Below are 20,993 nucleotides of genomic sequence, written 5' to 3'. Positions count from 1 at the left end.
ATCCCAGCGAGGTGACAGCGCTTGAGATAAGACACTGGATCACCTCCTTTCGTTGGTTTCGGAAGTCTTCAATATAGGCGGCGATCGCGCCGCTGATAAGGGGCGGCGGGTCCGCAGGAACCCGGGTGGTTCGCAAGGCCGCCGAAGACGCCGGAAAGCGACCTCCTGGGCAGTTGAGACCGCAGCCCGGCCGTGTTAGGGAGCCCGTAACGCGGGTGTAGCTCAATGGTAGAGCAGCAGCCTTCCAAGCTGAATACGAGGGTTCGATTCCCTTCACCCGCTCCAGAACCTGTTGGACGCGATATCCCAGCAGGGCGTTTCCACGATAGCCGCCCGTGGCTTGACGGCCGATCAGCTATTCCTCGTCCCGTCGCTCGCGTCCCTTCCGTGCGCGATCGAGCGCGCCGCCTTGAAGCTGTCCGCCGACCTTCACGCCGGGGAGATGATCGACCTTGTTCTTGTCGGCCTCGTCGCCGCGCTGAAGTTCGCGATCAATGATGTCGCGTGATCCTTCGGCCGGTTCCTTGTCGAATGGGCTCTTGCTCTCGATGCTCATGAATGATCCTGCTTGACCGCGTTGATTGCTAGGGCAAACCCAGCTCGTCGCTATCGTTACTGTCCAAAGCAGCCGCTTCGTGCAGGCTCTATTCCCTGTGGCTATCGATTTCGGCGGCGACCTGTCCGTAGTTCAGCAGCGCAACCAGGGTCGTTCCGCCGATAATATTGCCGAGTAGCGTGGGCAGGAAGAAGTCGGAGGCATATTGGCTGAACGAGGCCAGGCCGCTCTGCACCAGAAAGGCGCACTCGATCGAACCCGCGACGATGTGCAAGAACTGGCCGAGTGCGACCACATAGGTCATCACTACGATGATGTGTGCGCGCGAGCCTTTGGCAGCCGGAAGAAGCCAGGCCATCGAGGCGATCAGCCAGCCGGCGAAGATGGCCCTGACGAAGGTGCTTGAGAACGTCCCCTCGATCGTCGGCCGGCTGAGATCGATGAAGGCGTCCACGATGCGAGGTTCGAAGATGCTGGTGCGAGCGAGGACGGAGGCGGCCGCCCAGGTCCCTGCGATATTCGAGGCGAGAACCAGGATCCAGAGCTTGAGCACGCTTGCCAAGGTGCCGAGATCCCTGTTGTGCAACAGCGGCAGGATCGGTGTCAGCGTGTTCTCGGTGAAGAGCTGTTGTCGTCCCAGCACGACGACCAGGAAGCCGACGGTGTAGCCGAGCGGAGCAACTAGGCGGCGGGTCGCCTCATCCGAGATCAGCGCATGCAACTCGCCCTGAACGATCAGCGACAGGCTTATCGAAAGGCCGGCGGCAAAACCGGACAGGACGATGGCCCACCATCGCCGCTCCAGCTCCTGCTCGCCTTCGGCGCGGATCGTCTCATGGATCAGCGCGGCGCTTGGCCTGCTCTGGGATTCGATCTGCCTGGTCTGGCGCCGCGACACGCCGTCGAGCTTGGATGCTGGGTTGAATGAGGCGCCGTCGCCAGACTGATCCACGCTGCGGTCTCCGAAAGCCTGATCCAGTCAAGACTTCCGGATGTCCCATTCAGTTCCCCTTGCGCGGTGCAGCCTCGCTCCGGTCTGCGATACAGCACGCGGAGGAACCTTCGTCATGAGCGGGAGTTCGCCGTGGGGACAAGGCTAAAAGTCACGAGGCCAACCGTGCAAGACGCCATGCGCGTGCGTTCCACCGCGCAGATCGCGGGTCATCCGATTCATCCCATGCTGGTGCCGATCCCAATCACGTGTTTTGTCGGGGCGCTGCTGACCGACATCGCCTATGTTGCCAGCGCCGAGATCATGTGGGCGAATTTTTCGGCCTGGCTGCTGCTCGCCGGAATCGTCTTCGGCGTGCTGGCGGCGATCGTGGGCCTGATCGACTTCCTCGGCAACCGGCTGGTGCGGGCGCAGGCGCCGGCCTGGCCGCATCTGATCGGCAATGCAGTGGTGCTGATCCTTTCGATCGTCAATCTCATGATCCACATGCGCGATGGCTGGACCTCGGTGTGGCCGAGCGGGCTGGTTCTGTCGGGGATCACCGCGCTGATCCTCACCGTCACCGGCTGGCTCGGTTGGGCCATGGTCTATCGCCACGGCGTGGGAGTTGCGCGATGACGTCTGCGATGATCCGCGCGGTGTTGTGCGCGTCGCTTGTGGGCTTGGCCGGCTGCAATGACGGCAGCGGCGATCCCAACGCGCAGGTCGGCGCCAACCCCGCACTTCCCGAGATCCAGCAATATCTGCTGCCGCCGGTCCACATTGCCCGCATCGTCGGCTGGAAGAAGGACGAGACACCGACGGTTGCGCAGGGCTTGCAGGCCAAGGCCTTTGCCACGGGCTTGCAGCACCCGCGCTCGCTCTACGTGCTCCCGAATGGCGACGTGCTGGTGGTGGAATCCAGGCCGCCGAAGCGCGCGCCGATCAAACGGCCCAAGGACGTCCTGGTGGGCTTCGTCATGTCCTTGGCGACCTCCGGCGGCGACAGCGGCGAGAGCAACCGCATCACGCTCTTGCGCGACAGCAACGGCGACGGGGTTCCGGAGACGCAGAGCGTCTTCCTCGACCATCTCAACTCACCCTTTGGCGTTGCGCTGGTCGGCAACGATCTCTACGTCGCCAACACCGATGCCATCGTCAGATATCCCTACACGGAAGGGGATACGAAGATCACCGCCCCGGCCACGGTGCTGACGCCGTTGCCGGGCGGTCCGATCAACCAACACTGGACCAAGAGCCTGGTCGCCAGTCCCGATGGCGCGAAGCTCTATGCCGGCGTCGGCTCCAACAGCAACGTCGCCGAGAGGGGCATGGAGGCCGAGCACAACCGCGCCGCCATCCTCGAGGTCGATCGCGCCAGCGGCCGCTGGCGCGTGTTCGCAAGCGGCCTGCGCAATCCCAACGGCCTTAGCTTCGAGCCGCAGACCGGTGCACTCTGGACGGTGGTCAACGAGCGCGACGAGCTCGGTCCCGATCTCGTGCCTGATTACATGACCTCGGTGAAGGACGGCGGCTTCTACGGCTGGCCCTACAGCTATTTCGGCCAGCACGTCGATCCCCGCGTCAAGCCGGAGCGGCCGGATCTCGTCGCCACGGCGATCGTGCCGGATTATGCGCTGAGCTCGCATGTCGCCCCGCTCGGGCTCGCGTTCAACACCGGCACCAGCCTGCCGGCCGCCTATCGCGGCGGCGCCTTCGTCGGGGAGCACGGCAGCTGGAACAGGCAGGTGCTGAGCGGCTACAAGGTCGTGTTCGTGCCGTTCACGGACGGCATGCCGAGCGGCCCGGCGCAGGACGTCGTCACCGGGTTCCTCAACAGCGACAACCAGGCGCGCGGCCGCCCCGTTGGTGTTGCCATCGACAAGACCGGCGCGCTTCTGATTGCGGACGACAGCGGCAACACGGTCTGGCGGGTGAGCGCGACCCATCCGCAGCTGACGCAACGTTAGGCCCGCCGGCGCGTTATCGTGCAGACCTTTTTTCTGCAATCTAGAGCCAGGAGTTTGGACAATGGGCCTTGCGCAATATGCCATCGTGCCGGTGCGGGACGAATGGGGCGTGCTGCACGACGGCGACGTCAAGAACACCTACGCCACCAAGGAAGCCGCGTTCGAGTCCGCAGTCGCCGCCGCATCCCTCGCGCTGCGTGAGGGACATGAAGTTCAGGTCAGCGTGCCCGGCCGCGAGGCGGGAGGCAACGCGCTCGGCGTCCGGGACAACGCTTGAGAAGGAAGACGCGATGACCAGGCCCCGTGAGCCCAACGGCGTCGAGCCATCCCGCTCCGAGGACGACATCCAGCGCGACCAGCTCGGCCCGCGCGGCGTGCCGGGCGCGCCCGATCCGGCCAAGATGACACCGCAGCGCGAGAAGAAGACGCCGAAGCACGTGGATCCCGGCCACACTGCGTGAGGGCGTGGCGGGCTATCGGCTCGTCGAACGTCAGCGGCGTTACGCCCTGTCGACTTAAGCGATTGCTGCGATATCGGTCTTCGCAAAGTCATCACCGACATAGAGCAGCGCGCAGCCATGCTCCTTGGCGATATCGTAGGCGAAACAGTCGCCGAAGTTGAGGCCGGCAGGTTGATTGCCCTTGCCCCAAAGCGAGTAGATCTGCGCCACGCGTTTGGCGGATGCCTGGGTCACCGAGATCACGTTCAGGCCGAGATGTGCGATCAGATTCTTCATCTCTTCGTACACGCCGCGGCGTGCAGCGACGATCAGGCTCTCTGCCGCGGTGGCGGCTGAGATCAGGATTTCGTCCGCGGTCTGAAGCGCAGCGATGCAGGCATCGGCTTGCGGCTCGTCGAGCACGATTGCCATGAGCGCCGACGTATCGACTGCGATCATTCCGGCAGTCCATCGTTGCCGAAGAGAAAGTCCTGGCTGCGCGCCGCATCCGGGCCGGGAAGAGCTTTGGCCGCGCCACTCTTGCGGGCGGCCTCGAGCACCGCGCGCCGGGTCGCAGCGTCGGCAGGACGCTTGATCGGAACGAGCCGCACCGCTGGATGTCCATGTCGCGTCAGGATCACCTCGTCGCCGGCTTCGGCGCGACGGACGAGATCGGTCAATTGGCCCTTGGCCTCGGTGACGGAGACCCGCATCGCGTTGTCCCTCTTCGCGTTTCCATAAAATGGACCAGAGAGTGGTCCATGTCAATTCAGGTCTGGCTGTCGCCGCTCTGCGAAGCAGGCTTCCATGGCATTCGGAACTGACATTCCTCGGTTCTGCGATCTCCCGCTAAGAGATGTGCGCCGGCGCAATCTGCGCCTGCCGGGCAGGCGACGTTTGGAATGCAGTTCTTGAAATTTGACGGCAGGCTCATCGGGGTCCTGCTGATGCTTGCCACCACGCAGCTGGTCGGATGGGGCACGATCGGGCTTCCCGCCATCGTCGGACGCGATCTCGCCGCCGATCTCGGCATGAGCCTGCCGGCGGTGTTCGCCGGCACGTCCGTTCTCTACGTCTCGATGGGGCTGTGTGGCCCGTTGCTCGCCAAGTCGTTTGCGCGGCATGGCGCGCGGATGGTCATGATGGTCGGCACGATCGTCACTGCGCCGGGCTTCGTGCTGCTGTCGCTGGCGCGCGAGCCGGTGTTGTATTTCGCCGCGTGGATCGTCCTCGGCATCGCCGGCAGCGCCACGCTGTCGACCGGCGCCTATATCATGCTGAACGAGATCGCAGGAAGGCAGGCCAAGAACGCGATCGGCGCGCTGATGCTGGTGACGGGCCTGTCCAGCAGCATCTTCTGGCCGACGACCTCGTTCCTGAGCGGTCACCTCGGCTGGCGGGGGACGTGCCTGGTCTACGCAGCGATGATGCTCCTCGTCAGCCTCCCGCTCTATGCGTTCGGCGCGCCGCGCCGGAAGATCACAAAGGACGAGGGCGCCGCGCCGGTCAAGCGGTCGCCGCCGCCCGCGATCGCACGGAGCACGTTCGGCCTTGTCGTCGCCGCGATCACGCTGAACGCCTTCGTCAATTTCGGCGTCAGTGCGATCCTGATCGAGCTGTTGCGGGCGGAGGGGCTGGCGCCGGCTCAGGCGCTTTTGTTCGGCTCGATGCTGGGCGTGATCCAGGTCAGCGCCCGCGGGCTGGATTTTCTCGGCGGCGGACGATGGGACGGCATCACGACCGGGCTCGTCGCGGGCAGCGCATTGCCGGTCGCCATGCTGCTGCTGATGTCGAGCGAGGGCGCCACCTGGGCGGTCGCGGTCTTCATCCTGCTCTACGGCGCCGGCAGCGGCGCAATGGCGGTGGCGCGGGCGACCATCCCGCTGGTGTTCTATGACCAGGCCGAGTTCGCCAAGGCGATGTCGATGATCTCGCTGCCGCTCAACCTCGCCTCCGCGATCTCGCCGCCATTGCTCGCGGGCCTGCTGACGGAGTTCGGCAGCCGTGCTGCGCTCGGTCTCACGCTGGTGTTCTCCTGCGCGACGGTGCTGATCCTCGTTCTGCTCGCTCGCCGCCGGCCGAGACAGCCGGCGGTCGTGACGTGAGCCGATCACGCAATATTCGCGGCGCGGAAAGTTTGCGGACGGCGATCACCTCAGGCCCGGCAGGAGATAGCCGTATGCCGCCAGTGCAGTGCTCAGCGTGCGAAAATGGTGGTATCGGCAGGGAGCGCGGCCCCGCGATCCCGCCGCTGCGCCAAGGTTAGTTCCCCGGAGGAAATCGACATGTCGGCCCTGCCGCTCTCAGGCATCAAGATCCTTGACCTCACCCGCGTGCTGGCCGGGCCGCTGTCGGCCCAGATGCTGGGCGATCTCGGCGCGGAGGTGATCAAGATCGAGCGGCCGGGCACCGGCGACGACGCGCGCGCTTTCGGTCCGCCTTACCTCGCCGACCCCGAGGGCAAGGCCAACAACAACAATTCGTTCTACCTCTGCGCCAACCGCAACAAGAAGTCGGTCACCGTCAACATCGCCAAGCCCGAAGGGCAGGCGATCGTCCGCGAGCTCGCCAAGGACGCCGACGTTTTCATGGAGAACTACAAGGTCGGCGATCTCAAGCGCTATGGTCTCGACTACGAGACCATCAAGGCGATCAATCCCCGCATTATCTATTGCTCGGTGACCGGCTTCGGCCAGACCGGACCTTACGCGCCGCGCGCCGGCTACGACGCCATCCTGCAGGCGATGGGCGGCCTGATGAGCGTCACCGGCCATATCGACGGCGAGCCCGGCGAGGGCCCGATGAAGGTCGGCCCGTCGATCGTCGACTACATGACCGGCATGAACGCCTCGATCGGAATTCTCTCGGCGCTCTACCATCGCGATGCCAATGGCGGGCAGGGACAGCACATCGACGTCTGCCTGTTCGATACGGTGATCGCATCGCTGTCGCACTGGCTCCAAATTTACCTCGTCAACGGCAAGACGCCGCCGCGCCGCGGCACCTGGGGCAATGGCGGCATGCCCGCCGGCGTGTTCCGCTGTGCCGACGGCGAACTGATGCTGGTGGTCGGCAATGACGGCCAGTTTCAGCGCACCTGCGCCGTGCTCGGCCAGCCCGAGCTCGCGAACGATCCGCGCTTCGTCAAGAACAACGACCGCGTCGTGCACGGCAAGGAGATCATGGCGATCTTCGCCGGCCTGTTCCTGAAGCAAAAGGTGGCCTACTGGCTGGAGAAGCTGGAGGAGGCCGGCGTGCCCTCGGGGCCGATCAACAATTTCGAGCAGGTGTTCTCCGACCCGCACGTCCAGTCGCGCGGCATGCGCGTGAAGGTGAACCATCCCTTCGAGCCCGATCTGTCGCTGGTCCGCAACGCGCTGACGCTCTCGGCGACCCCGATCAAGGACTATCGCGCCCCGCCGCTTCTGGGCGAGCACACCCAGGAGGTGCTCGGCGGCAAGCTCGGCTATGATGCCGGCAAGATCGAGCAGCTGAAGGCGCAGGGCATCATTTGACGCTCTGTTCCGCGCCTGGGGCCAAGAGGCCGGGATTCATGCGCAGCGCGACTATATTGTGACAGCCGTGGACGCGCGCGCCAGGCCGGGGCTTGCGTGAAGCTTACCCGCAATCCCCAAGTAATCCCGGTCCGTAGTCGCACAGGCTTCCGCTTTGCCTCCGACTCTGATTCGATCTCTCCACTTGAAGTCGGGGAGGGAAGTGAATGTCCTACACGATCGGGTTCCAGGCCAAGGACCAGAAGGCCATTCTGGCGACCGAGGCGGCCACCGCCAATCAGGCCGTCGCCATCATTGCCGCGCTGCGGCAGAGCGCTGACGAGATCAAGTTCATCCGCTCGCCGCAGGAAGGCGAGATGGGCATCGAGATGCTGCTGTTGCTCGCCAAGGAAGAGGCCGAGGAAATGCCGCAGCGGGTGTAGTCCCGCCCAGCATTCTCCGATCAGATCGACTGCATCGCCTGAAGCCGCTTACTTCACCTCGCCCCGCTTGCGGGGAGAGGTCGGATCGCTCTTGCGATCCGGGTGAGGGGGTACAGGTCTCCCGAAGACCACACGTGTGGAGAGAGGCCCCTCACCCCAACCCTCTCCCCGTAAGAACGGGGCGAGGGAGCGCACCGCGAATGCGGCTTCCAGCTCCGTACCGTCAACGCCCATCCGCGCTAACGCGCCGCCACCTTTGATGGCGCCTTCGGCTCCGTCCGTCCCGCCGTCAGCGCCATCGTCGCCACGCTGACGACGCGCGCGACCACGTCCTCGACGTCGTCGAGGTCGCATTTGCCCTCCGAGAGCTTGGTCAGCCGTTCGCTCTCGCGGATGGTGTGATGCGCCATCGCGAGCGCGAAATTGAGGCCCCAATAGATATCGACGTCGCTGCGCTCGGGCAGGGATCGCCGCATCGCGCCGGCGAATTTGCGCAAATGGTCGATCTCGCGGTTCTTGATGCGCCGGATCGGCGGCACGGATTCGATCGAGGCCCGGATCATGAAGCGCGCGGCGGTCGAGCGCTGGTTCTCAGGCCCCAGACAGCCGCGCAAGGTCGGCCCGACCAGCGCGCGCAGGATGACCTCGATCGGCGCGCGGCCGCCGCCTTGCTCCTCCGCCGCCTTCAACTCGTGCAGGCGCTCGCGATTGGTGGCGATCGACCGCGTGACGAACAATTCCGCGATCAACTCGTCCTTCGAGCCGAAATGATAGTTCACCGCGGCGAGGTTGACGCCCGCCTCCGCGACGATGTCGCGCAGCGTCACGTCGCCGAAGCCGCGATCGGCATAGAGCCGCTCGGCGGCGGCGAGAATGGCAGACCTCGTATGATCGCTGGCCATGGATGCCCTCGGGGAGGGGAGTTGCAATTCAAACAGTTGTATGAAACTATCGTTTGAAGGCCGGAAAAAGTCAATCCGCAATCGGGACTCGTTCGCAGCTGCAGCCGGGTTTCGACAGGTCCGCAAGGACGCGCATTCGCGCTTGCGGGCCGCGCGAAGCGGGAGGACAGTCCGGCGCAAAAGGACCAGTGAGAGAGAGGAGCGTCGCATGGACTTCGATATGTCGCCCAAGCAAAAGGAATGGCTCGACCGCGTGCGGTCCTTCATGGCCAAGCACGTGCGCCCGGCAGTGCCGATCTACGATCAGCAGGACAAGAGCGGCGACCGCTGGAAGGTGATCCCTGTTCTCGAGGAGCTCAAGAAGAAGGCGAAGGCCGAAGGCCTCTGGAACATGTTCATGCCGCCGAGCGAGCATGAGGACGACGAATTCCGCGGCGCGGGACTGACCAATCTCGAATACGCGTTGCTGTCGGAAGAAATGGGCCGCATCACGTGGGCTTCGGAAGTGTTCAATTGTTCCGCGCCCGACACCGGCAACATGGAAGTGTTCATCCGCTACGGCACCAAGGAGCAGAAGCGGAAATGGCTGCGGCCGCTGATGGACGGTGAGATCCGCTCCGCCTTCCTGATGACGGAGCCGGCGGTGGCCTCGTCCGACGCCACCAACATCGAGACCCGCATCGAGCGCGACGGCGACCATTACGTCATCAACGGCCGCAAATGGTGGTCGTCCGGCGTCGGCGATCCCCGCTGCAAGATCGCGATCCTGATGGGCAAGACAGATTTCAAGGCGGCCAAGCACCAGCAGCAGTCGCAGATCCTGGTTCCGCTCGACACGCCCGGCATCAAGGTCGAGAAGATGCTGCCGGTGTTCGGCTTCGACGATGCGCCGCACGGCCATGCCCAGGTGCTGCTCGAGAACGTGCGCGTGCCGAAGGAGAACATCCTGCTCGGCGAAGGCCGCGGCTTCGAGATCGCACAGGGCCGCCTCGGTCCGGGCCGGATCCATCATTGCATGCGCACCATCGGCAAGGCCGAGGAGGCGTTAGAGAAGATGGTGAAGCGGCTTGCCTCGCGCACCGCGTTCGGCAAGAAAATCGTCGAGCACAGCGTGTGGGAGCAGCGCATCGGCGAGGCCCGCACCAACATCGAGATGACGCGTCTTCTGTGTCTCAAGGCGGCCGACATGATGGACAAGGTCGGCAACAAGACCGCGCAGGCCGAGATCGCCATGATCAAGGTCGCGGCGCCCAACATGGCGCTGAAGATCATCGACGAGGCGATCCAGGCCTTCGGCGGCGGCGGTGTCTCGGACGAGGCCGGCCTTGCCAAGGACTACGCCCACATCCGCACGCTCCGTCTCGCCGACGGTCCGGACGAGGTCCACAACCGCGCCATTGCCAGGCTCGAACTTCGGAAGTATGCCAACTCTCCCAATCACTAAGCGGGGGAGCCCTGCGGCGCTCCCGACTTGAAGAAACGACGGGACATGATCCAATTGCGGTAACCGCTTGACGCAAGTGCGTCAGCGGTTACCGATTAGGATCATGTTCGGACTGAAGAGGGAGCGTGACCGTGGCTGACGGCGTCAGGAAAGACGAGGAGTTTTCGGGCACCAAGCCGGTCGAGGAGCGGCATCGCTTCGACGAGATGCGGCTCGAGGCCTGGATGCGCGAGCACGTCGAAGGCTTCGAAGGCCCGCTTGTGGTGCTGCAGTTCAAGGGCGGGCAGTCCAACCCGACCTATCGCCTCAACACACCGAACCGCTCCTACGTGATGCGCCGCAAGCCGTTCGGCAAATTGCTGCCGTCGGCCCATGCCGTCGACCGCGAGTACCGGGTGATCGCGGCGCTTGGAAAGCAGGGCTTTCCGGTCGCGCGCGCCTATGCGCTGTGCCAGGACGACGGCGTCATTGGAGCTGCCTTCTACATCATGTCGATGGAGGAGGGGCGCGTGTTCTGGGATCCGACGCTGCCGAGCCAGAACAACGATGCGCGCCGACAGATCTTCACCAGCAAGATCGAGACGCTGGCCAAGCTCCACATGTTCGACCCTGTTGCCATCGGGCTCGGCGACTTCGGCAAGCCCGGCAACTATTTTGCACGCCAGATCGACCGCTGGACCAAGCAATATCGCGCGTCCGAGACCCAGCACATTCCGGAGTTCGAGAAGGTCGCCGAATGGCTGCCGAAGACGGTGCCGGAGCAGGCGCGCGTCTCCATCGTCCATGGCGACTATCGCCTCGACAACATGATTTTCCACGCGACGGAACCGCGCGTGCAGGCGGTGCTGGACTGGGAGCTGTCGACGCTCGGCGATCCCATGGCCGACTTCACCTATCTCTTGATGCAGTGGATCATGCCAGGCCTCGACGGTGCCGACCTCAAGGCGCTCAATATCCCGAGCCTCGAAGAGGCCGCGCAGATCTATTGCAGCGTCACAGAGATGACGGTGCCTGATCTCAACTGGTACTTTGCCTACAATTTGTTCCGTCTCGCCGGCATCACCCAGGGCATCGCCGGCCGCGTCCGCGACGGCACCGCCGCCAACGCCAAGGCGCTCGAATCCGCCAAGCGCACCGTGCCGCTGTCGAAGGCGTCGTGGGAGTATGCGCAGAAGGCCGGCGCGGTGTAGGAAGAGCGAAGGCGCGGTTGATGGCCGCGCCTTTCGCTTATGACGTGGAGGCCGCTTCGAAGAGATGGACAACGATCTATCCAACGACCCGCGTTGGCGCCGCATGTGGGAGCGGCCATGGCGCTGCGAGTCCTGCCAGGGCGAGCACAAAGGCATATTCGATCTCGCTTGCGACAATCCCGAGCAATGGCCGGGAAAGGTGCGGATTGCACCGAACAGTGCGCTCGATCTGAACAGCGACTTCCTCTCGGAGGATTTCTGCGTTCTCCGCGGCGAGCACTTCTTCGTGCGCGCGGTGCTCGAACTGCCCATCATTGGCGGTGAGGGCAAGTGCTTCGGGTTCGGTGTATGGGGGACGCTGTCGCGCCAAAACTTCGAGCGTTATGTCGAGAGTTTCGACAGCGGCGAGCAGGCGAAGCTCGGACCGTGCTTTGGATGGTTCTCGAACCGCCTCGCAGGCTACCCGGACACTCTTAATCTCAAATGCCGGCTGCATTTTCAGAGCGGCCGCCAGCGACCAAAAGTCGAGCTGGAGCCGACCGAGCACCCGCTAGCAGTGGAGCAGCAGCGTGGAATAACCTTTGATAGATTGCTCGAAATCTACGCGCTGTACGGCCACGACATCAGGCGCGCGTTGTCGGACTGACCGAGCGGCGACCTTTGACATCCCGTGGCCCGATCCTATCTCCGCCAAGCACGGAGAATGATCATGATCCAGCAACTGCGTATCTACGAAATCTTCGAAAAGAACAAGGCTGCCTTTCACGCCCGGTTCCGCGACCATGCCGCGCGCATTATGTGAACCCGATACGGCTTCCAGATCGTGGCGATGTGGGAGACGAAGTCAGGCGATCGCACCGAGTTCGCCTATCTGCTGGAATGGCCCGATGCCAAGACATCGGGATGGGCGGCCTTCATGGTGGACGCCGAGTGGGCCGAGATCAAGCGGGTCACTCACGCGGAGCACGGACTCATGGTAGGGCAGATCGAGGACCTCCTGCTGGCGCCGGTGGACTATTCGCCGTCGTCTAGCCTCCTACGCTGACCCGCTTCGGAGATTCGACCATGATCGATCGTGCCACGCTCATCACCTACGTCGTCATCGTCCTCGGTTTTGTGTTCATCCCGGGCCCGGCGACGCTGCTCACCATGGCGCGCGCCGCAAGCTCCGGCACAAGGGCGGGAATTGCGACCGGCGCCGGCATTGCGGCCGGTGACTTGATCCACACCAGCATGGCGATCGTGGGCCTCTCGGCGATCATCGCGACCTCAGCGCTGCTGTTCAGCATCGTCAAATATGCAGGCGCGGCCTTCCTGATCTATCTCGGCATTCGCGCCATGCTCGACAGGGCGCCGGTCGAGTTGAACAGCGCCGCGTCCGCGATTGGCGCGGGCCGTGCCTTCCGCCAAGCCGTACTGACCGAAGTGCTCAATCCCAAGACCGCACTGTTCTTCCTGGCGTTCCTGCCGCAATTCGTGAAGCCGGAGCACGGTGCGACCGCACTTCAGCTTGCCATTCTTGGTGTCGTCTTCGTGCTGCTCGGTCTCGTCAGTACCGTCGTATTCGCTGTCGGCGCCGGCCGCCTCGGCAAGCTACTGCGCCGCTATCCGGCGGTGGTGAAGTGGCAGGGCAAAGTGGTCGGGACCATCTACTGCGCCGTCGGCGTGCGGCTGGCCTTGCAGGAGCGATAGGGCGCGGTGAGCCCGTAGTCGCAATGAGTGCGACGATATCCGGATAGGTGGTTCCCCCGCGCTCCGTCATTGCGAGCGAAGCGAAGCAAGCCAGAGTCGTTCCGCGGTGACAGCCTGGATTGCTTCGTCGCTTCGCTCCTCGCAAAGACGGCGGACTACCCTTTCGCACAATGCGCGATCAGCCTTTCCACGAACCCCGCGCATTTCTCCAGCTCCGCCATCTCCACGAACTCATCAGGCGTATGCGCTTGTGCGATCGAGCCCGGGCCGATCACCACGGAGGGAATGTCGGCGATGTCGGCGAACAAGCTCGCCTCGGTGCCGAAGGCGACCTTGGCGTGGTCGTTGCGCCCTGCCAGGCTCTTGGCCAAGGTGACGATGGCGGCGTCGGCGGCGGTGTCGAGCGCGGGATAGTCGAGGATCTCCTCGAAATCGATTCCGCAATCGGGATGTCTCGCCTTCATCGCCGGCTCGATCTCGGCCTTGGCCCAGGCGACGATCGCATCGGTCACCTCCTTGGACTCGGTGATGCCGATGCCGCGGCATTCGAAATCCACGGTGCAGGTATCAGGCACGATGTTCAGCGCTGCGCCGCCGTGCACGATGCTGGTGAGCAGCGTCGAATGCGGGACGTCGTAGAGGCTGTCGGTCGATTGCGCAGCCTCAAGCGCCACGGCGCGGCGGCGGATCTCGACGATCAGCTCGGCGGCATATTCGATCGCATTGACGCCGTCGGGCGCGATCGAGGAATGACGCGCGAGCCCGTGGAACGTGGCGCGTACACCGTGCTTGCCCTTGTGGCCGATAATGACCTGCATCTGGGTCGGCTCGCCGATGAAGGCGCCGAGCGGCCGGACCGTCTTCTTCGCGACCTCGTGCAGCATCGGCCGCACGCCGACGCAGCCGATCTCCTCGTCATAGGAGATCGCCAGATGGATCGGCGTCTGAAGTCTCGCCTCCACCATCTCAGGGACCATGGCAAGGCACACCGCCACATAGCCCTTCATGTCGGTGGTGCCGCGGCCGTAGAGCTTGCCGTCGCGCTCCACCAGCTTGAACGGATCATGGCTCCAGTCCTGGCCCACGACCGGCACCACATCGGTATGGCCCGACAGCACGAAGCCCGGCCGATCCTCCGGCCCGATCGTGACCCAGAGCGAAGCCTTCTCGCCGGTCTCGTCGACGATGCGCTCACCCTTGAGGCCGAACGCGGCGAGATAGCTCTCGATATGGGCAATCAGGGGCAGGTTAGTGCAGTCACTGACGGTGTCGAACGAGACGAGGTCGGCGAGGAGTTTTCGGATGCGGTCGGGTCTTGAGCTTGGCATTGTCATGTTCTGTTGGAGAGCAGGAAGGCTGAAGCGCCTGCAGGAACCATACCAACGTGGCGGCCGGTCGGGCAAATCAAACAGTCCCGTAGCCCGGATGGAGCGCAGCGCAATCCGGGACCGCTGTGCGTGCCGGCGAAACTCCCGGATTACGCCTCCGCTCCATCCGGGCAACAAGCTGTCGCGTTGCCCGACGGGCAAAACACCCAAGATGCCGGTCAATCTCGGTCTCCAAAAATATTTCACTTTACCGAAATTCGGAAATCGCGTATGTGTCGCGCAACCCGGCCCAAGGAAGAGGGGCGTATCGCGATCGTCACGAACGCGGGCCGGGGGGCGGTGGACGCTGATGGCGTTGGCGCGAAAGGGTTTGCAGGGCGGAGAGCCGTGAGCAAAGACCTCGCGCATACGACCGGTGTCATCGGCGTACGGCAAAATCGTATGGTCCTGGCGCCCGGGGTCTGTGCGCCAAGTCTTGTGGTGATGTGAGCGGCTCAACCGGGCCCACGCGTCAGCCATCCGCAAGGCGACGGGGGCAATAGTGCATCGCTCCCGGGGAGAGCACGACATAAGCCGTAAAGCCACTGCGCAGGGAAGGCCGGATGTTTGGCTTCACCTGTATGCCGCTGTGCAAATTCTTCGTTGCCACCTTTCGCACAGTGGACCGTGGGTGCCCGGCCGCACCCGGTCTTCCCTGCGCCCTCTTTCAATTGAGGGTGAGCAAAGCTCGGGCGAGTCCGCCGCGAGGATGCGAAGGTGTGTCCGCAAATGAGATGTCCGTCGCAGAACGGCGCCGGCGCCACTTGCTCCGTCATTGCGAGCGCAGCGAAGCAATCCAGAGTCTTTCCGCGGATGCAGTCCTGGATTGCTTCGCTGCGCTCGCAATGACGATGTTGAGGCAGTATCGCGCCGAGCATCGCTCTCGTGCCCCGGACGCAGCGCAGCGCCTCCCCGGCGATGCGAAGCATCGTCCGGTTGGGCGGTGCGCTGCAGAGCCGGGGCCTATGTTGCAGCGAGTTCTGCAGCCTGCTGGATCCCGGCTCTGCAACGCATCGCTTACGCGCTGCGTCGCGTCCGGGACACCGCGAACTAAACCGGCTTGCCCGTATACGGCATCGATGCCGTCAAGCCGCCGTCGACCGGAAACGCCTGGCCGTTCACATACGAAGCCTCGTCGCTCGCCAGGAACAGTCCCATCGCCGCGAGCTCGTGCGGCTGTCCCGGCCGCTTGAGCGGGTTGAGCTGGCCGATCTTGTCTTGGGTGCCGCGCTCCTTGGCGCGGTCGAAGATCGGCTTGGTCATGCCTGTTTCGATCAGGCCGGGGCAGACCGCATTGATGCGCACGCCGGTGCCGGTGAGCGAATACGCCGTGGTCTGCACCAGGCTGATCACGCCGGCCTTGCTCGCGGCATAGGGATGCCCGCTCGCGCCGGCCTTGAGGCCGGCGACAGAGGCGGTCAGCACGATCGCGCCGGACTGCTGCTTGACCATGTGCGGCATGGCGTACTTCACCGCGAGGAACGGCCCGATCAGGTTGACGCGCAGGATTTCCTGCCAATGCTCGACGGTCTGCTCGGCGAGCGGAACGAGTCCGCCGGAGACGCCGGCATTGGCCCAGATCACGTCGAGCCGGCCGTGCGTCTTCACCGCCTTGTCGATCACAGCGATGACGTCTTGTTCGGAGCCGGCATCCGCAACCATCGCTTCCGCGACGCCGCCGGCCTTCTTGATCTCCTCGACCGTCTCCTTCACCGCCTCGGTGCGATCGACCGCGATCAGCTTGCCGCCTTCCTTGGTGAACAGCAGCGCAGCCGCGCGACCGATGCCGCTGCCGGCGCCGGTGATGATGACGGATTTGCCTTGCAGGCGGCCCATGCGTTTCTCCCTTTATGCTCGTGCACGACGCTTGCCGCGCGACGGAATTTCAAACAAGATTTCAAACGGCAAAGTGTCTTGAGACACGTTCACTACTCACGTACAGCGACAATAGACGGGATGGAAGGGTTTCGATGGCAGGTGCAGACAAGCCGAACGTGGTCATCACGCGGTGGTGGTGGGTCCGTCACGCGCCGGTGCGCAACGACGGCGGCAACATCTACGGGCAGAGCGACATCGCCTGTGACACCAGCGATACTTATGTGTTCAATGCTGTTGCCAAGGTGCTGCCACGCCAGGCGGTCTGGTATTCGAGCAATCTGATGCGCACCCATCAGACCGCCGAGGCGATCTGGGCCGCGGGTTTTCCAAGGCCGGCAGCGCTGAAATGGGAGGCGGATCTCGCCGAGCAGAACCTCGGCCGCTGGCAGGGCATGAACCGCGCCCAGTTCATTGCCAGCCGCCCCGTCGGTGCGAGCTGGTTCGCCGACATCAACGAGCCCGCGCCCGGCGGTGAAAGCTTCATGGACCTGTACAACCGCACGCGCCGCACCATCGAGCGGATCAACGCCGAGGCGGCCGGGAAGGACATCATCGCAGTCGCGCATGGCGGCACTATCAGGGCGGCAGTGGGTTTCGCGCTCGGCGGGCAGCCGGAACGCGGGCTGTCGTTCGACATCGACAATTGCTCGGTGACGCGGCTGGATTATTTTGCGAGTCCCGATCGCACGGTCTGGCGGCTGCCGATGGTCAATCAGCAGCCTTGGATCGCCGATCCCGCGCACGCGGCGATGCATCAGCCGGCGGGACCGGAAGTCAAGAAGCTGGCCTGATACTGAATACGAAAATCAATCTGGGAGAGAAACATGACCTTGTTCGACATGAAGGGGAAAGTCGCCGTCATCACGGGCTCGACGCGCGGCATCGGGCTTGCGATCGCCGAGCGCATGGCCGAGCACGGCGCCAAGGTGGTGATCTCCTCGCGCAAGGCCGACGTGTGCGAGCAGGTGGCGAAAGGCATCAACGACAGATTTGGCAAGGGCACCGCGGTCGCGGTCGCCGCGAACATCTCCTCGAAAGAGAATCTGCAAAACCTCGTCGACGAGAGCAACCGCGCCTTCGGCAAGATCGACGTGCTGGTCTGCAACGCCGCATCGAATCCATATTACGGCCCGCTCGCCGGCATCTCCGACGATCAGTTCAGAAAGATCCTCGACAACAACATCGTCGCCAACAATTGGCTGATCTCGATGGTGGTGCCGCAGATGATCGAGCGCAAGGACGGATCGATCATCATCGTCTCCTCGATCGGCGGCCTCAAGGGCTCGACCATCCTCGGCGCTTACGCCATCTCGAAGGCCGCGGACATGCAGCTCGCGCGCAACCTCGCCTGCGAATACGGCCAGCACAACATTCGCGTGAACTGCATCGCGCCGGGCCTCATCAAGACCGATTTTGCCAAAGCGCTGTGGGACAATCCGGAGAACCTGAAAGCCTCGACCTCGCGCTCGCCGCTCTTGCGCATCGGCATCCCCGACGAGATCGCCGGCGCGGCCGTGTTCCTGGGCTCGAAGGCCGGCGACTTCATGACCGGCCAGACCATGGTGATCGACGGCGGCGCGACGATCAGTTGAGATAACGACCGTGTCCCGGACGCGGTGCAGCACGAAGTGCTGCTCCGCAGAGCCGGGACCCAGAAAACCAAGACCGCGGTTGTGGAGGCATGGGCCCCGGCTCTGCGCAGCAACGCAAGGGCGTTGCAGCGCGTCCGGGGCACGAGACTAATCCACCGCCGCGTACACCAGATCTCGCACCAGGGTCCGCGTGTAGTCGCGCTGTCCCGGCCCCTGGCTCATGAACACTGCGAACAGATCCTCCTTCGGATCGATCCAGAAGAACGTGCCGGCAATGCCGCTCCAGAAATACTGGCCGACGCTGCCGGGGAAGGGCGCGATGCCGGCCTCGCGGCGCACGGCAAAGCCGAGGCCGAAGCCATGGCCCGGCGATAGCAGCGTGCCGTTGGTCGGCACGCCTGGCCCGAGGTGATCGGAGGCCATCAGCTCCAGGGTCTTGCGGCCGATGATCCTGTTGCCGTCGAGCGTGCCTCCATTGCGCAGCATCAGGCAGAAGCGGGCGTAGTCCATCGTGGTCGAGACCAGGCCGCCGCCGCCGGACTCCATCACGGGCTGCTCGAGCATGTTGAACAGGGCGACCTTCTCGCCGGTCCACGGGTCGGCCGCGAACGGCTCGGCAAGGCGGCCGGCATTGGCCTGGCTTGTCGAGAAGCCGGTTTCGGCCATCTGGAGCGGCGCAAGCACGCGCTCGGTGAGGAACTCGCCGAGCGATTTGCCGCTGACGACTTCGATGATGCGGCCCAAAATATCTGTGGAGCGGCTGTAGTTGAACTCCGCGCCGGGCTGGCAGACCAGCGGGAAGCTCGCCACCAGCGCGGCATGTTCGGCGTTGGTGATCTTGCGGCTGCGGACGCGGGACTCCTGGTAGAGCTTGTGCACGGGGCCGTCGCCCTGGTGCTCGTAGGTGAGGCCGGAGGTGTGGCGGAGCAGGTCCTGCACGGTCATGGGCCGCGCCGGCGGTACCAGCTCCAACCGGCCGTCCTTGACGACGCCGACCTGCTGGCTCGCGAACTCCGGGATGAACTTTGCGACGGCATCGCTGAGCAGGAGCTGTCCGTCCTCGACCAGCGCCATGATGCCGACCGAGACGATCGGCTTGGTCATCGAGAAGATGCGGAAGATCGAATCGCGCGCCATCGGCGCCGCGCCTGCCGGGCTCTGCTTGCCGAGCGCCTCGAACCAGCCGATCTGGCCGCGCCTCGCCACCAGGACGGTGACCCCGGGAACGGTTCCCTTGTCGATCTCGCGCTTGAAGGCGTCCGACATGGCCTGGATCCGCGGCCGCGACAGCCCGAGCGTCTCTGGGCGCGCTTCCGGCAAAGCTGGGGTGTGGGGCGCGTTTGCGGCCTGCGGGGCGGCAGTGGCGGTCGCTGTAGCGGTCATGGGCACTCCCGATTGTTTTTCGTTATGGCCGATGGACTGTGACCCAGAACCCCCAGCACAAACAAGCGAAGCCGGCGCGGTTCACCCTTGCAAACCGGCCGCTCTCTGTGCTTGAAAGCGCCCCTGATCCGCGGCGACGCGGGTTCGTAGGAGTGTAGCTCAATTGGTAGAGCACCGGTCTCCAAAACCGGGGGTCGCAGGTTCGAGCCCTGCCACTCCTGCCAGATAATTCAATGGCTTAAGCGGCTCTTTATCTCGAACAGACGCTGAACTGGACCCAAACGGGTCAGGACCCAAAAATCCCGGCAGAGATGGTTTTGATGACGGACGCGACCGATGTGTCCGCCGTCTACTTGCGCTTGGCGTAGTTCCTGAGCAGCACCGCCGGATCGTCGCCGATCCGCTCCGCCACCACATGCACCGGCACGCCCTTGTCGAGCGGCAGGGTCGAGTGTGTGCCGCGTAGGTGGTGAAATTCGAACCCCACGAAGCCCACGGCTTCAGCCGTGCGGCGGAACTGCTTCGAGAAAGAGCTCGCATCACGTGGCTTTGTGAAATCGAAGTCCTCGCCGGCTGCGGGCGGCGCCGGGAAGATCAGCGTGTCCTCGGGTAGGCGGACGAGGCTCGGCCCGCAGCATGCACACCTACATCTTCCGCTGCTATGATCTGGTCCTGACGTCGCCCGAGGCGGACCTGGTTCGGGATGTGGGCTGCCATGTCCATAAGGCCGCGAGCAAGCTGACAGCCATCCGCCAACAGATCCAGCGCGATCGGGAGCATGCGGCGGCCAGGGAGGACCTTTCGACTAAGGCGGAGGCTGGCTGCGGCGCTTGCCGTCGTCTCCAGCGCCTCTGCGGAGGGCTGAGCCATGGCGAAGCAAAGCAGAAGCCCATCACCCCACGGGCATCACGCGGCGTCGCAACGCCGCCAAGCGTCGGCGGCTACGCCTCCGGACACCGTTGGGGCTCGACGCCGACGGTGCGTCGTCAGCGCAGAACATCAACCGGCGCCCTGCTGTGGCTCGCGATCGAACGGGGACTGGAGCGAGCTCCGAAGGTCGGTCACGCGCCGAGCGCCGAGCTGTGCGACCACTGCCGGAAGCACGGGATTAACTTCGACTGGATGCTCGACGGCGATCTAAAGGGCCTCCAGGCCATGATGGACGCCCGCCGCGGCAGGATGACGGCAGCGAAGCCCGACAGCCTCGGGGCCAAGCTGGCGCGCCTCTCAGAGCCGAGCGGGAGGTAGTGAGGAGAGTTGTCGAGGAGCTGAGCCGATGAAGCGTCGCCGTCGAGCACACCGGAAGCGGGACTGCCAGCGCCTGATGACGCACCGCCGACGGCTGAGGCGGTAAGGAGGCCCGCCGGTGCACGCTGGCGGGCTCAAAAATGGCGATAATATCGGCGCCGGGGACCGCGATCGTAATAGTCGCCGCCGTAGTACCCCTGTCGCCCCTGCTGAAACTGCGGGGGGACCGTTCCGTTTGGGTAGCATCGTCCATCTCGGATATCGACGTCGGCGCCGTGGCCGCAGGGCACCGGGTATCTGCCATAGCCATAGCCGCCCCCGCGATAATAGTACTGCCTCGCGGCCTGTTCTTGAGGAGGAAGGTACCCGTTTGGATAGCACATGCCGTCACGGGCGCTCACGTTCCAGCCGTGGCCGCACGGTGGAGGGTGTCTGGGCACGCCATACTGGACCCTGCTGCCTG

At 64.4% G+C, this 20,993-nt stretch carries 23 protein-coding genes, 2 tRNA genes and 1 pseudogene; 17 read left to right on the top strand and 9 right to left on the bottom strand.

The features are described 5' to 3' along the window. Window positions 1-211 precede the first annotated feature (211 nt). Window positions 212-285, top strand: a tRNA-Gly gene (locus ACM43_RS28360). A 70-nt stretch (window positions 286-355) separates the two neighbouring features. On the opposite strand, the gene ACM43_RS28355 is transcribed toward ACM43_RS28360, so the two are convergent. Together ACM43_RS28355 and ACM43_RS28350 are read right to left on the bottom strand one after the other, a co-directional pair. Next, window positions 356-556 (bottom strand): hypothetical protein, encoded by a 201-nt coding sequence (locus ACM43_RS28355; RefSeq protein WP_271544602.1) that lies wholly within the window; start codon window positions 554-556, stop codon window positions 356-358. 88 nt (window positions 557-644) lie between these two features. Next, window positions 645-1,508, bottom strand: a complete 864-nt coding sequence (locus ACM43_RS28350) for a formate/nitrite transporter family protein (RefSeq protein WP_271544600.1) — start codon at window positions 1,506-1,508, stop codon at window positions 645-647. 165 nt (window positions 1,509-1,673) lie between these two features. Here ACM43_RS28350 and ACM43_RS28345 point away from each other — a divergent pair, with 165 nt between their 5' ends. From ACM43_RS28345 to ACM43_RS28330, 4 genes are all read left to right on the top strand, one after another. Further along, complete coding sequence (locus tag ACM43_RS28345) at window positions 1,674-2,126, top strand: DUF2231 domain-containing protein (protein ID WP_271544598.1); 453 nt, start codon at window positions 1,674-1,676, stop codon at window positions 2,124-2,126. Continuing rightward, on the top strand, window positions 2,123-3,457 hold the full coding sequence (locus ACM43_RS28340; protein ID WP_271544596.1) for a PQQ-dependent sugar dehydrogenase: 1,335 nt from the start codon (window positions 2,123-2,125) through the stop codon (window positions 3,455-3,457). Before ACM43_RS28345 ends, ACM43_RS28340 begins: the two co-directional genes overlap by 4 nt. Before the next feature lie 61 nt (window positions 3,458-3,518). Beyond that, entirely contained in the window at window positions 3,519-3,734 is a 216-nt protein-coding gene (locus ACM43_RS28335) for a hypothetical protein (protein WP_036010879.1), read from the top strand. Window positions 3,735-3,747: 13 nt separating this feature from the next. Continuing rightward, window positions 3,748-3,918, top strand: a complete 171-nt coding sequence (locus ACM43_RS28330) for a hypothetical protein (protein ID WP_271544593.1) — start codon at window positions 3,748-3,750, stop codon at window positions 3,916-3,918. Window positions 3,919-3,972: 54 nt separating this feature from the next. Here the strand turns inward: ACM43_RS28330 and ACM43_RS28325 are convergent, their stop codons facing one another. Both ACM43_RS28325 and ACM43_RS28320 read right to left on the bottom strand, forming a co-directional pair. Continuing rightward, entirely contained in the window at window positions 3,973-4,356 is a 384-nt protein-coding gene (locus ACM43_RS28325; protein WP_271544591.1) for a type II toxin-antitoxin system VapC family toxin, read from the bottom strand. Next, on the bottom strand, window positions 4,353-4,610 hold the full coding sequence (locus ACM43_RS28320; RefSeq protein ID WP_157280592.1) for a type II toxin-antitoxin system Phd/YefM family antitoxin: 258 nt from the start codon (window positions 4,608-4,610) through the stop codon (window positions 4,353-4,355). The genes ACM43_RS28325 and ACM43_RS28320 overlap by 4 nt, the downstream gene beginning before the upstream one ends. Before the next feature lie 189 nt (window positions 4,611-4,799). Here ACM43_RS28320 and ACM43_RS28315 point away from each other — a divergent pair, with 189 nt between their 5' ends. From ACM43_RS28315 to ACM43_RS28305, 3 genes are all read left to right on the top strand, one after another. Then, window positions 4,800-6,002, top strand: coding sequence for an MFS transporter (locus ACM43_RS28315; protein WP_271544588.1), 1,203 nt, complete (start codon window positions 4,800-4,802; stop codon window positions 6,000-6,002). Window positions 6,003-6,182: 180 nt separating this feature from the next. Next, on the top strand, window positions 6,183-7,412 hold the full coding sequence (locus tag ACM43_RS28310) for a CaiB/BaiF CoA transferase family protein (protein ID WP_271544586.1): 1,230 nt from the start codon (window positions 6,183-6,185) through the stop codon (window positions 7,410-7,412). A 206-nt stretch (window positions 7,413-7,618) separates the two neighbouring features. Continuing rightward, on the top strand, window positions 7,619-7,834 hold the full coding sequence (locus ACM43_RS28305) for a hypothetical protein (protein ID WP_014494475.1): 216 nt from the start codon (window positions 7,619-7,621) through the stop codon (window positions 7,832-7,834). Between the two features lie 239 nt (window positions 7,835-8,073). Here ACM43_RS28305 and ACM43_RS28300 read toward each other — a convergent pair whose 3' ends face one another. After that, window positions 8,074-8,736 (bottom strand): TetR/AcrR family transcriptional regulator, encoded by a 663-nt coding sequence (locus tag ACM43_RS28300; RefSeq protein WP_271544581.1) that lies wholly within the window; start codon window positions 8,734-8,736, stop codon window positions 8,074-8,076. A gap of 208 nt (window positions 8,737-8,944) precedes the next feature. Here ACM43_RS28300 and ACM43_RS28295 point away from each other — a divergent pair, with 208 nt between their 5' ends. The 5 genes and pseudogenes from ACM43_RS28295 to ACM43_RS28275 all read left to right on the top strand — a co-directional run bounded on the left by ACM43_RS28295 (window position 8,945) and on the right by ACM43_RS28275 (window position 13,062). Next, entirely contained in the window at window positions 8,945-10,180 is a 1,236-nt protein-coding gene (locus ACM43_RS28295) for an acyl-CoA dehydrogenase family protein (RefSeq protein ID WP_225142767.1), read from the top strand. Window positions 10,181-10,311: 131 nt separating this feature from the next. Further along, a complete protein-coding gene (locus tag ACM43_RS28290; protein ID WP_271544578.1) occupies window positions 10,312-11,370 on the top strand; it encodes a phosphotransferase family protein in 1,059 nt (352 codons plus the stop codon). 64 nt (window positions 11,371-11,434) lie between these two features. Further along, a complete protein-coding gene (locus ACM43_RS28285; RefSeq protein ID WP_333919947.1) occupies window positions 11,435-12,016 on the top strand; it encodes a DUF2199 domain-containing protein in 582 nt (193 codons plus the stop codon). 171 nt (window positions 12,017-12,187) lie between these two features. Next, window positions 12,188-12,415, top strand: a pseudogene (locus tag ACM43_RS28280) (NIPSNAP family protein); the annotation flags it as partial. Between the two features lie 20 nt (window positions 12,416-12,435). Then, complete coding sequence (locus ACM43_RS28275; protein ID WP_271544576.1) at window positions 12,436-13,062, top strand: LysE family translocator; 627 nt, start codon at window positions 12,436-12,438, stop codon at window positions 13,060-13,062. A gap of 155 nt (window positions 13,063-13,217) precedes the next feature. On the opposite strand, the gene argE is transcribed toward ACM43_RS28275, so the two are convergent. After that, on the bottom strand, window positions 13,218-14,390 hold the full coding sequence (gene argE / locus ACM43_RS28270; protein WP_271544574.1) for an acetylornithine deacetylase: 1,173 nt from the start codon (window positions 14,388-14,390) through the stop codon (window positions 13,218-13,220). 1,089 nt (window positions 14,391-15,479) lie between these two features. Continuing rightward, the gene (locus ACM43_RS28265) at window positions 15,480-16,265 is read right to left on the bottom strand and encodes an SDR family NAD(P)-dependent oxidoreductase (protein ID WP_109143341.1); all 786 of its coding nucleotides are present in this window, start codon (window positions 16,263-16,265) and stop codon (window positions 15,480-15,482) included. A 134-nt stretch (window positions 16,266-16,399) separates the two neighbouring features. Here ACM43_RS28265 and ACM43_RS28260 point away from each other — a divergent pair, with 134 nt between their 5' ends. Together ACM43_RS28260 and ACM43_RS28255 are read left to right on the top strand one after the other, a co-directional pair. Beyond that, window positions 16,400-17,098, top strand: a complete 699-nt coding sequence (locus ACM43_RS28260; RefSeq protein ID WP_057029612.1) for a histidine phosphatase family protein — start codon at window positions 16,400-16,402, stop codon at window positions 17,096-17,098. Window positions 17,099-17,131: 33 nt separating this feature from the next. After that, window positions 17,132-17,899 carry an SDR family NAD(P)-dependent oxidoreductase gene (locus tag ACM43_RS28255; RefSeq protein WP_036010906.1) on the top strand — a complete coding sequence of 256 codons (768 nt, stop codon included), beginning with the start codon at window positions 17,132-17,134 and terminating at the stop codon, window positions 17,897-17,899. Between the two features lie 147 nt (window positions 17,900-18,046). Here the strand turns inward: ACM43_RS28255 and ACM43_RS28250 are convergent, their stop codons facing one another. After that, on the bottom strand, window positions 18,047-19,282 hold the full coding sequence (locus ACM43_RS28250; RefSeq protein WP_271544569.1) for a serine hydrolase domain-containing protein: 1,236 nt from the start codon (window positions 19,280-19,282) through the stop codon (window positions 18,047-18,049). A 148-nt stretch (window positions 19,283-19,430) separates the two neighbouring features. Here ACM43_RS28250 and ACM43_RS28245 point away from each other — a divergent pair. Continuing rightward, window positions 19,431-19,506, top strand: a tRNA-Trp gene (locus tag ACM43_RS28245). 125 nt (window positions 19,507-19,631) lie between these two features. Here ACM43_RS28245 and ACM43_RS28240 read toward each other — a convergent pair. Next, a complete protein-coding gene (locus ACM43_RS28240) occupies window positions 19,632-19,769 on the bottom strand; it encodes a hypothetical protein (RefSeq protein WP_271544567.1) in 138 nt (45 codons plus the stop codon). 149 nt (window positions 19,770-19,918) lie between these two features. On the opposite strand from ACM43_RS28240, the gene ACM43_RS28235 reads away from it, so the two are divergent. After that, on the top strand, window positions 19,919-20,530 hold the full coding sequence (locus ACM43_RS28235; protein ID WP_271544565.1) for a hypothetical protein: 612 nt from the start codon (window positions 19,919-19,921) through the stop codon (window positions 20,528-20,530). The last annotated feature ends 463 nt before the right edge of the window (window positions 20,531-20,993 follow it).

Source organism: Bradyrhizobium sp. CCBAU 45321 (assembly GCF_028128975.1).
Taxonomy (GTDB): Bacteria; Pseudomonadota; Alphaproteobacteria; order Rhizobiales; family Xanthobacteraceae; genus Bradyrhizobium; species Bradyrhizobium yuanmingense.
Note: the sequence above shows the minus strand (reverse complement) of the source record. Positions and strands in the feature narration are given on the sequence as shown.

Bases quoted from the DNA above. Each gene is read 5' to 3' on its own strand.
- ACM43_RS28310 (WP_271544586.1), top strand. From the start codon at position 6,183: ATGTCGGCCCTGCCGCTCTCAGGCATCAAGATCCTTGACCTCACCCGC.
- ACM43_RS28260 (WP_057029612.1), top strand. From the start codon at position 16,400: ATGGCAGGTGCAGACAAGCCGAACGTGGTCATCACGCGGTGGTGGTGG.
- argE (WP_271544574.1), bottom strand. From the start codon at position 14,390: ATGCCAAGCTCAAGACCCGACCGCATCCGAAAACTCCTCGCCGACCTC.
- ACM43_RS28320 (WP_157280592.1), bottom strand. From the start codon at position 4,610: ATGCGGGTCTCCGTCACCGAGGCCAAGGGCCAATTGACCGATCTCGTC.
- ACM43_RS28295 (WP_225142767.1), top strand. From the start codon at position 8,945: ATGGACTTCGATATGTCGCCCAAGCAAAAGGAATGGCTCGACCGCGTG.
- ACM43_RS28285 (WP_333919947.1), top strand. From the start codon at position 11,435: ATGGACAACGATCTATCCAACGACCCGCGTTGGCGCCGCATGTGGGAG.
- ACM43_RS28250 (WP_271544569.1), bottom strand. From the start codon at position 19,282: ATGACCGCTACAGCGACCGCCACTGCCGCCCCGCAGGCCGCAAACGCG.
- ACM43_RS28235 (WP_271544565.1), top strand. From the start codon at position 19,919: ATGCACACCTACATCTTCCGCTGCTATGATCTGGTCCTGACGTCGCCC.
- ACM43_RS28275 (WP_271544576.1), top strand. From the start codon at position 12,436: ATGATCGATCGTGCCACGCTCATCACCTACGTCGTCATCGTCCTCGGT.
- ACM43_RS28335 (WP_036010879.1), top strand. From the start codon at position 3,519: ATGGGCCTTGCGCAATATGCCATCGTGCCGGTGCGGGACGAATGGGGC.
- ACM43_RS28355 (WP_271544602.1), bottom strand. From the start codon at position 556: ATGAGCATCGAGAGCAAGAGCCCATTCGACAAGGAACCGGCCGAAGGA.
- ACM43_RS28330 (WP_271544593.1), top strand. From the start codon at position 3,748: ATGACCAGGCCCCGTGAGCCCAACGGCGTCGAGCCATCCCGCTCCGAG.
- ACM43_RS28325 (WP_271544591.1), bottom strand. From the start codon at position 4,356: ATGATCGCAGTCGATACGTCGGCGCTCATGGCAATCGTGCTCGACGAG.
- ACM43_RS28340 (WP_271544596.1), top strand. From the start codon at position 2,123: ATGACGTCTGCGATGATCCGCGCGGTGTTGTGCGCGTCGCTTGTGGGC.
- ACM43_RS28315 (WP_271544588.1), top strand. From the start codon at position 4,800: ATGCAGTTCTTGAAATTTGACGGCAGGCTCATCGGGGTCCTGCTGATG.
- ACM43_RS28300 (WP_271544581.1), bottom strand. From the start codon at position 8,736: ATGGCCAGCGATCATACGAGGTCTGCCATTCTCGCCGCCGCCGAGCGG.
- ACM43_RS28305 (WP_014494475.1), top strand. From the start codon at position 7,619: ATGTCCTACACGATCGGGTTCCAGGCCAAGGACCAGAAGGCCATTCTG.
- ACM43_RS28265 (WP_109143341.1), bottom strand. From the start codon at position 16,265: ATGGGCCGCCTGCAAGGCAAATCCGTCATCATCACCGGCGCCGGCAGC.
- ACM43_RS28255 (WP_036010906.1), top strand. From the start codon at position 17,132: ATGACCTTGTTCGACATGAAGGGGAAAGTCGCCGTCATCACGGGCTCG.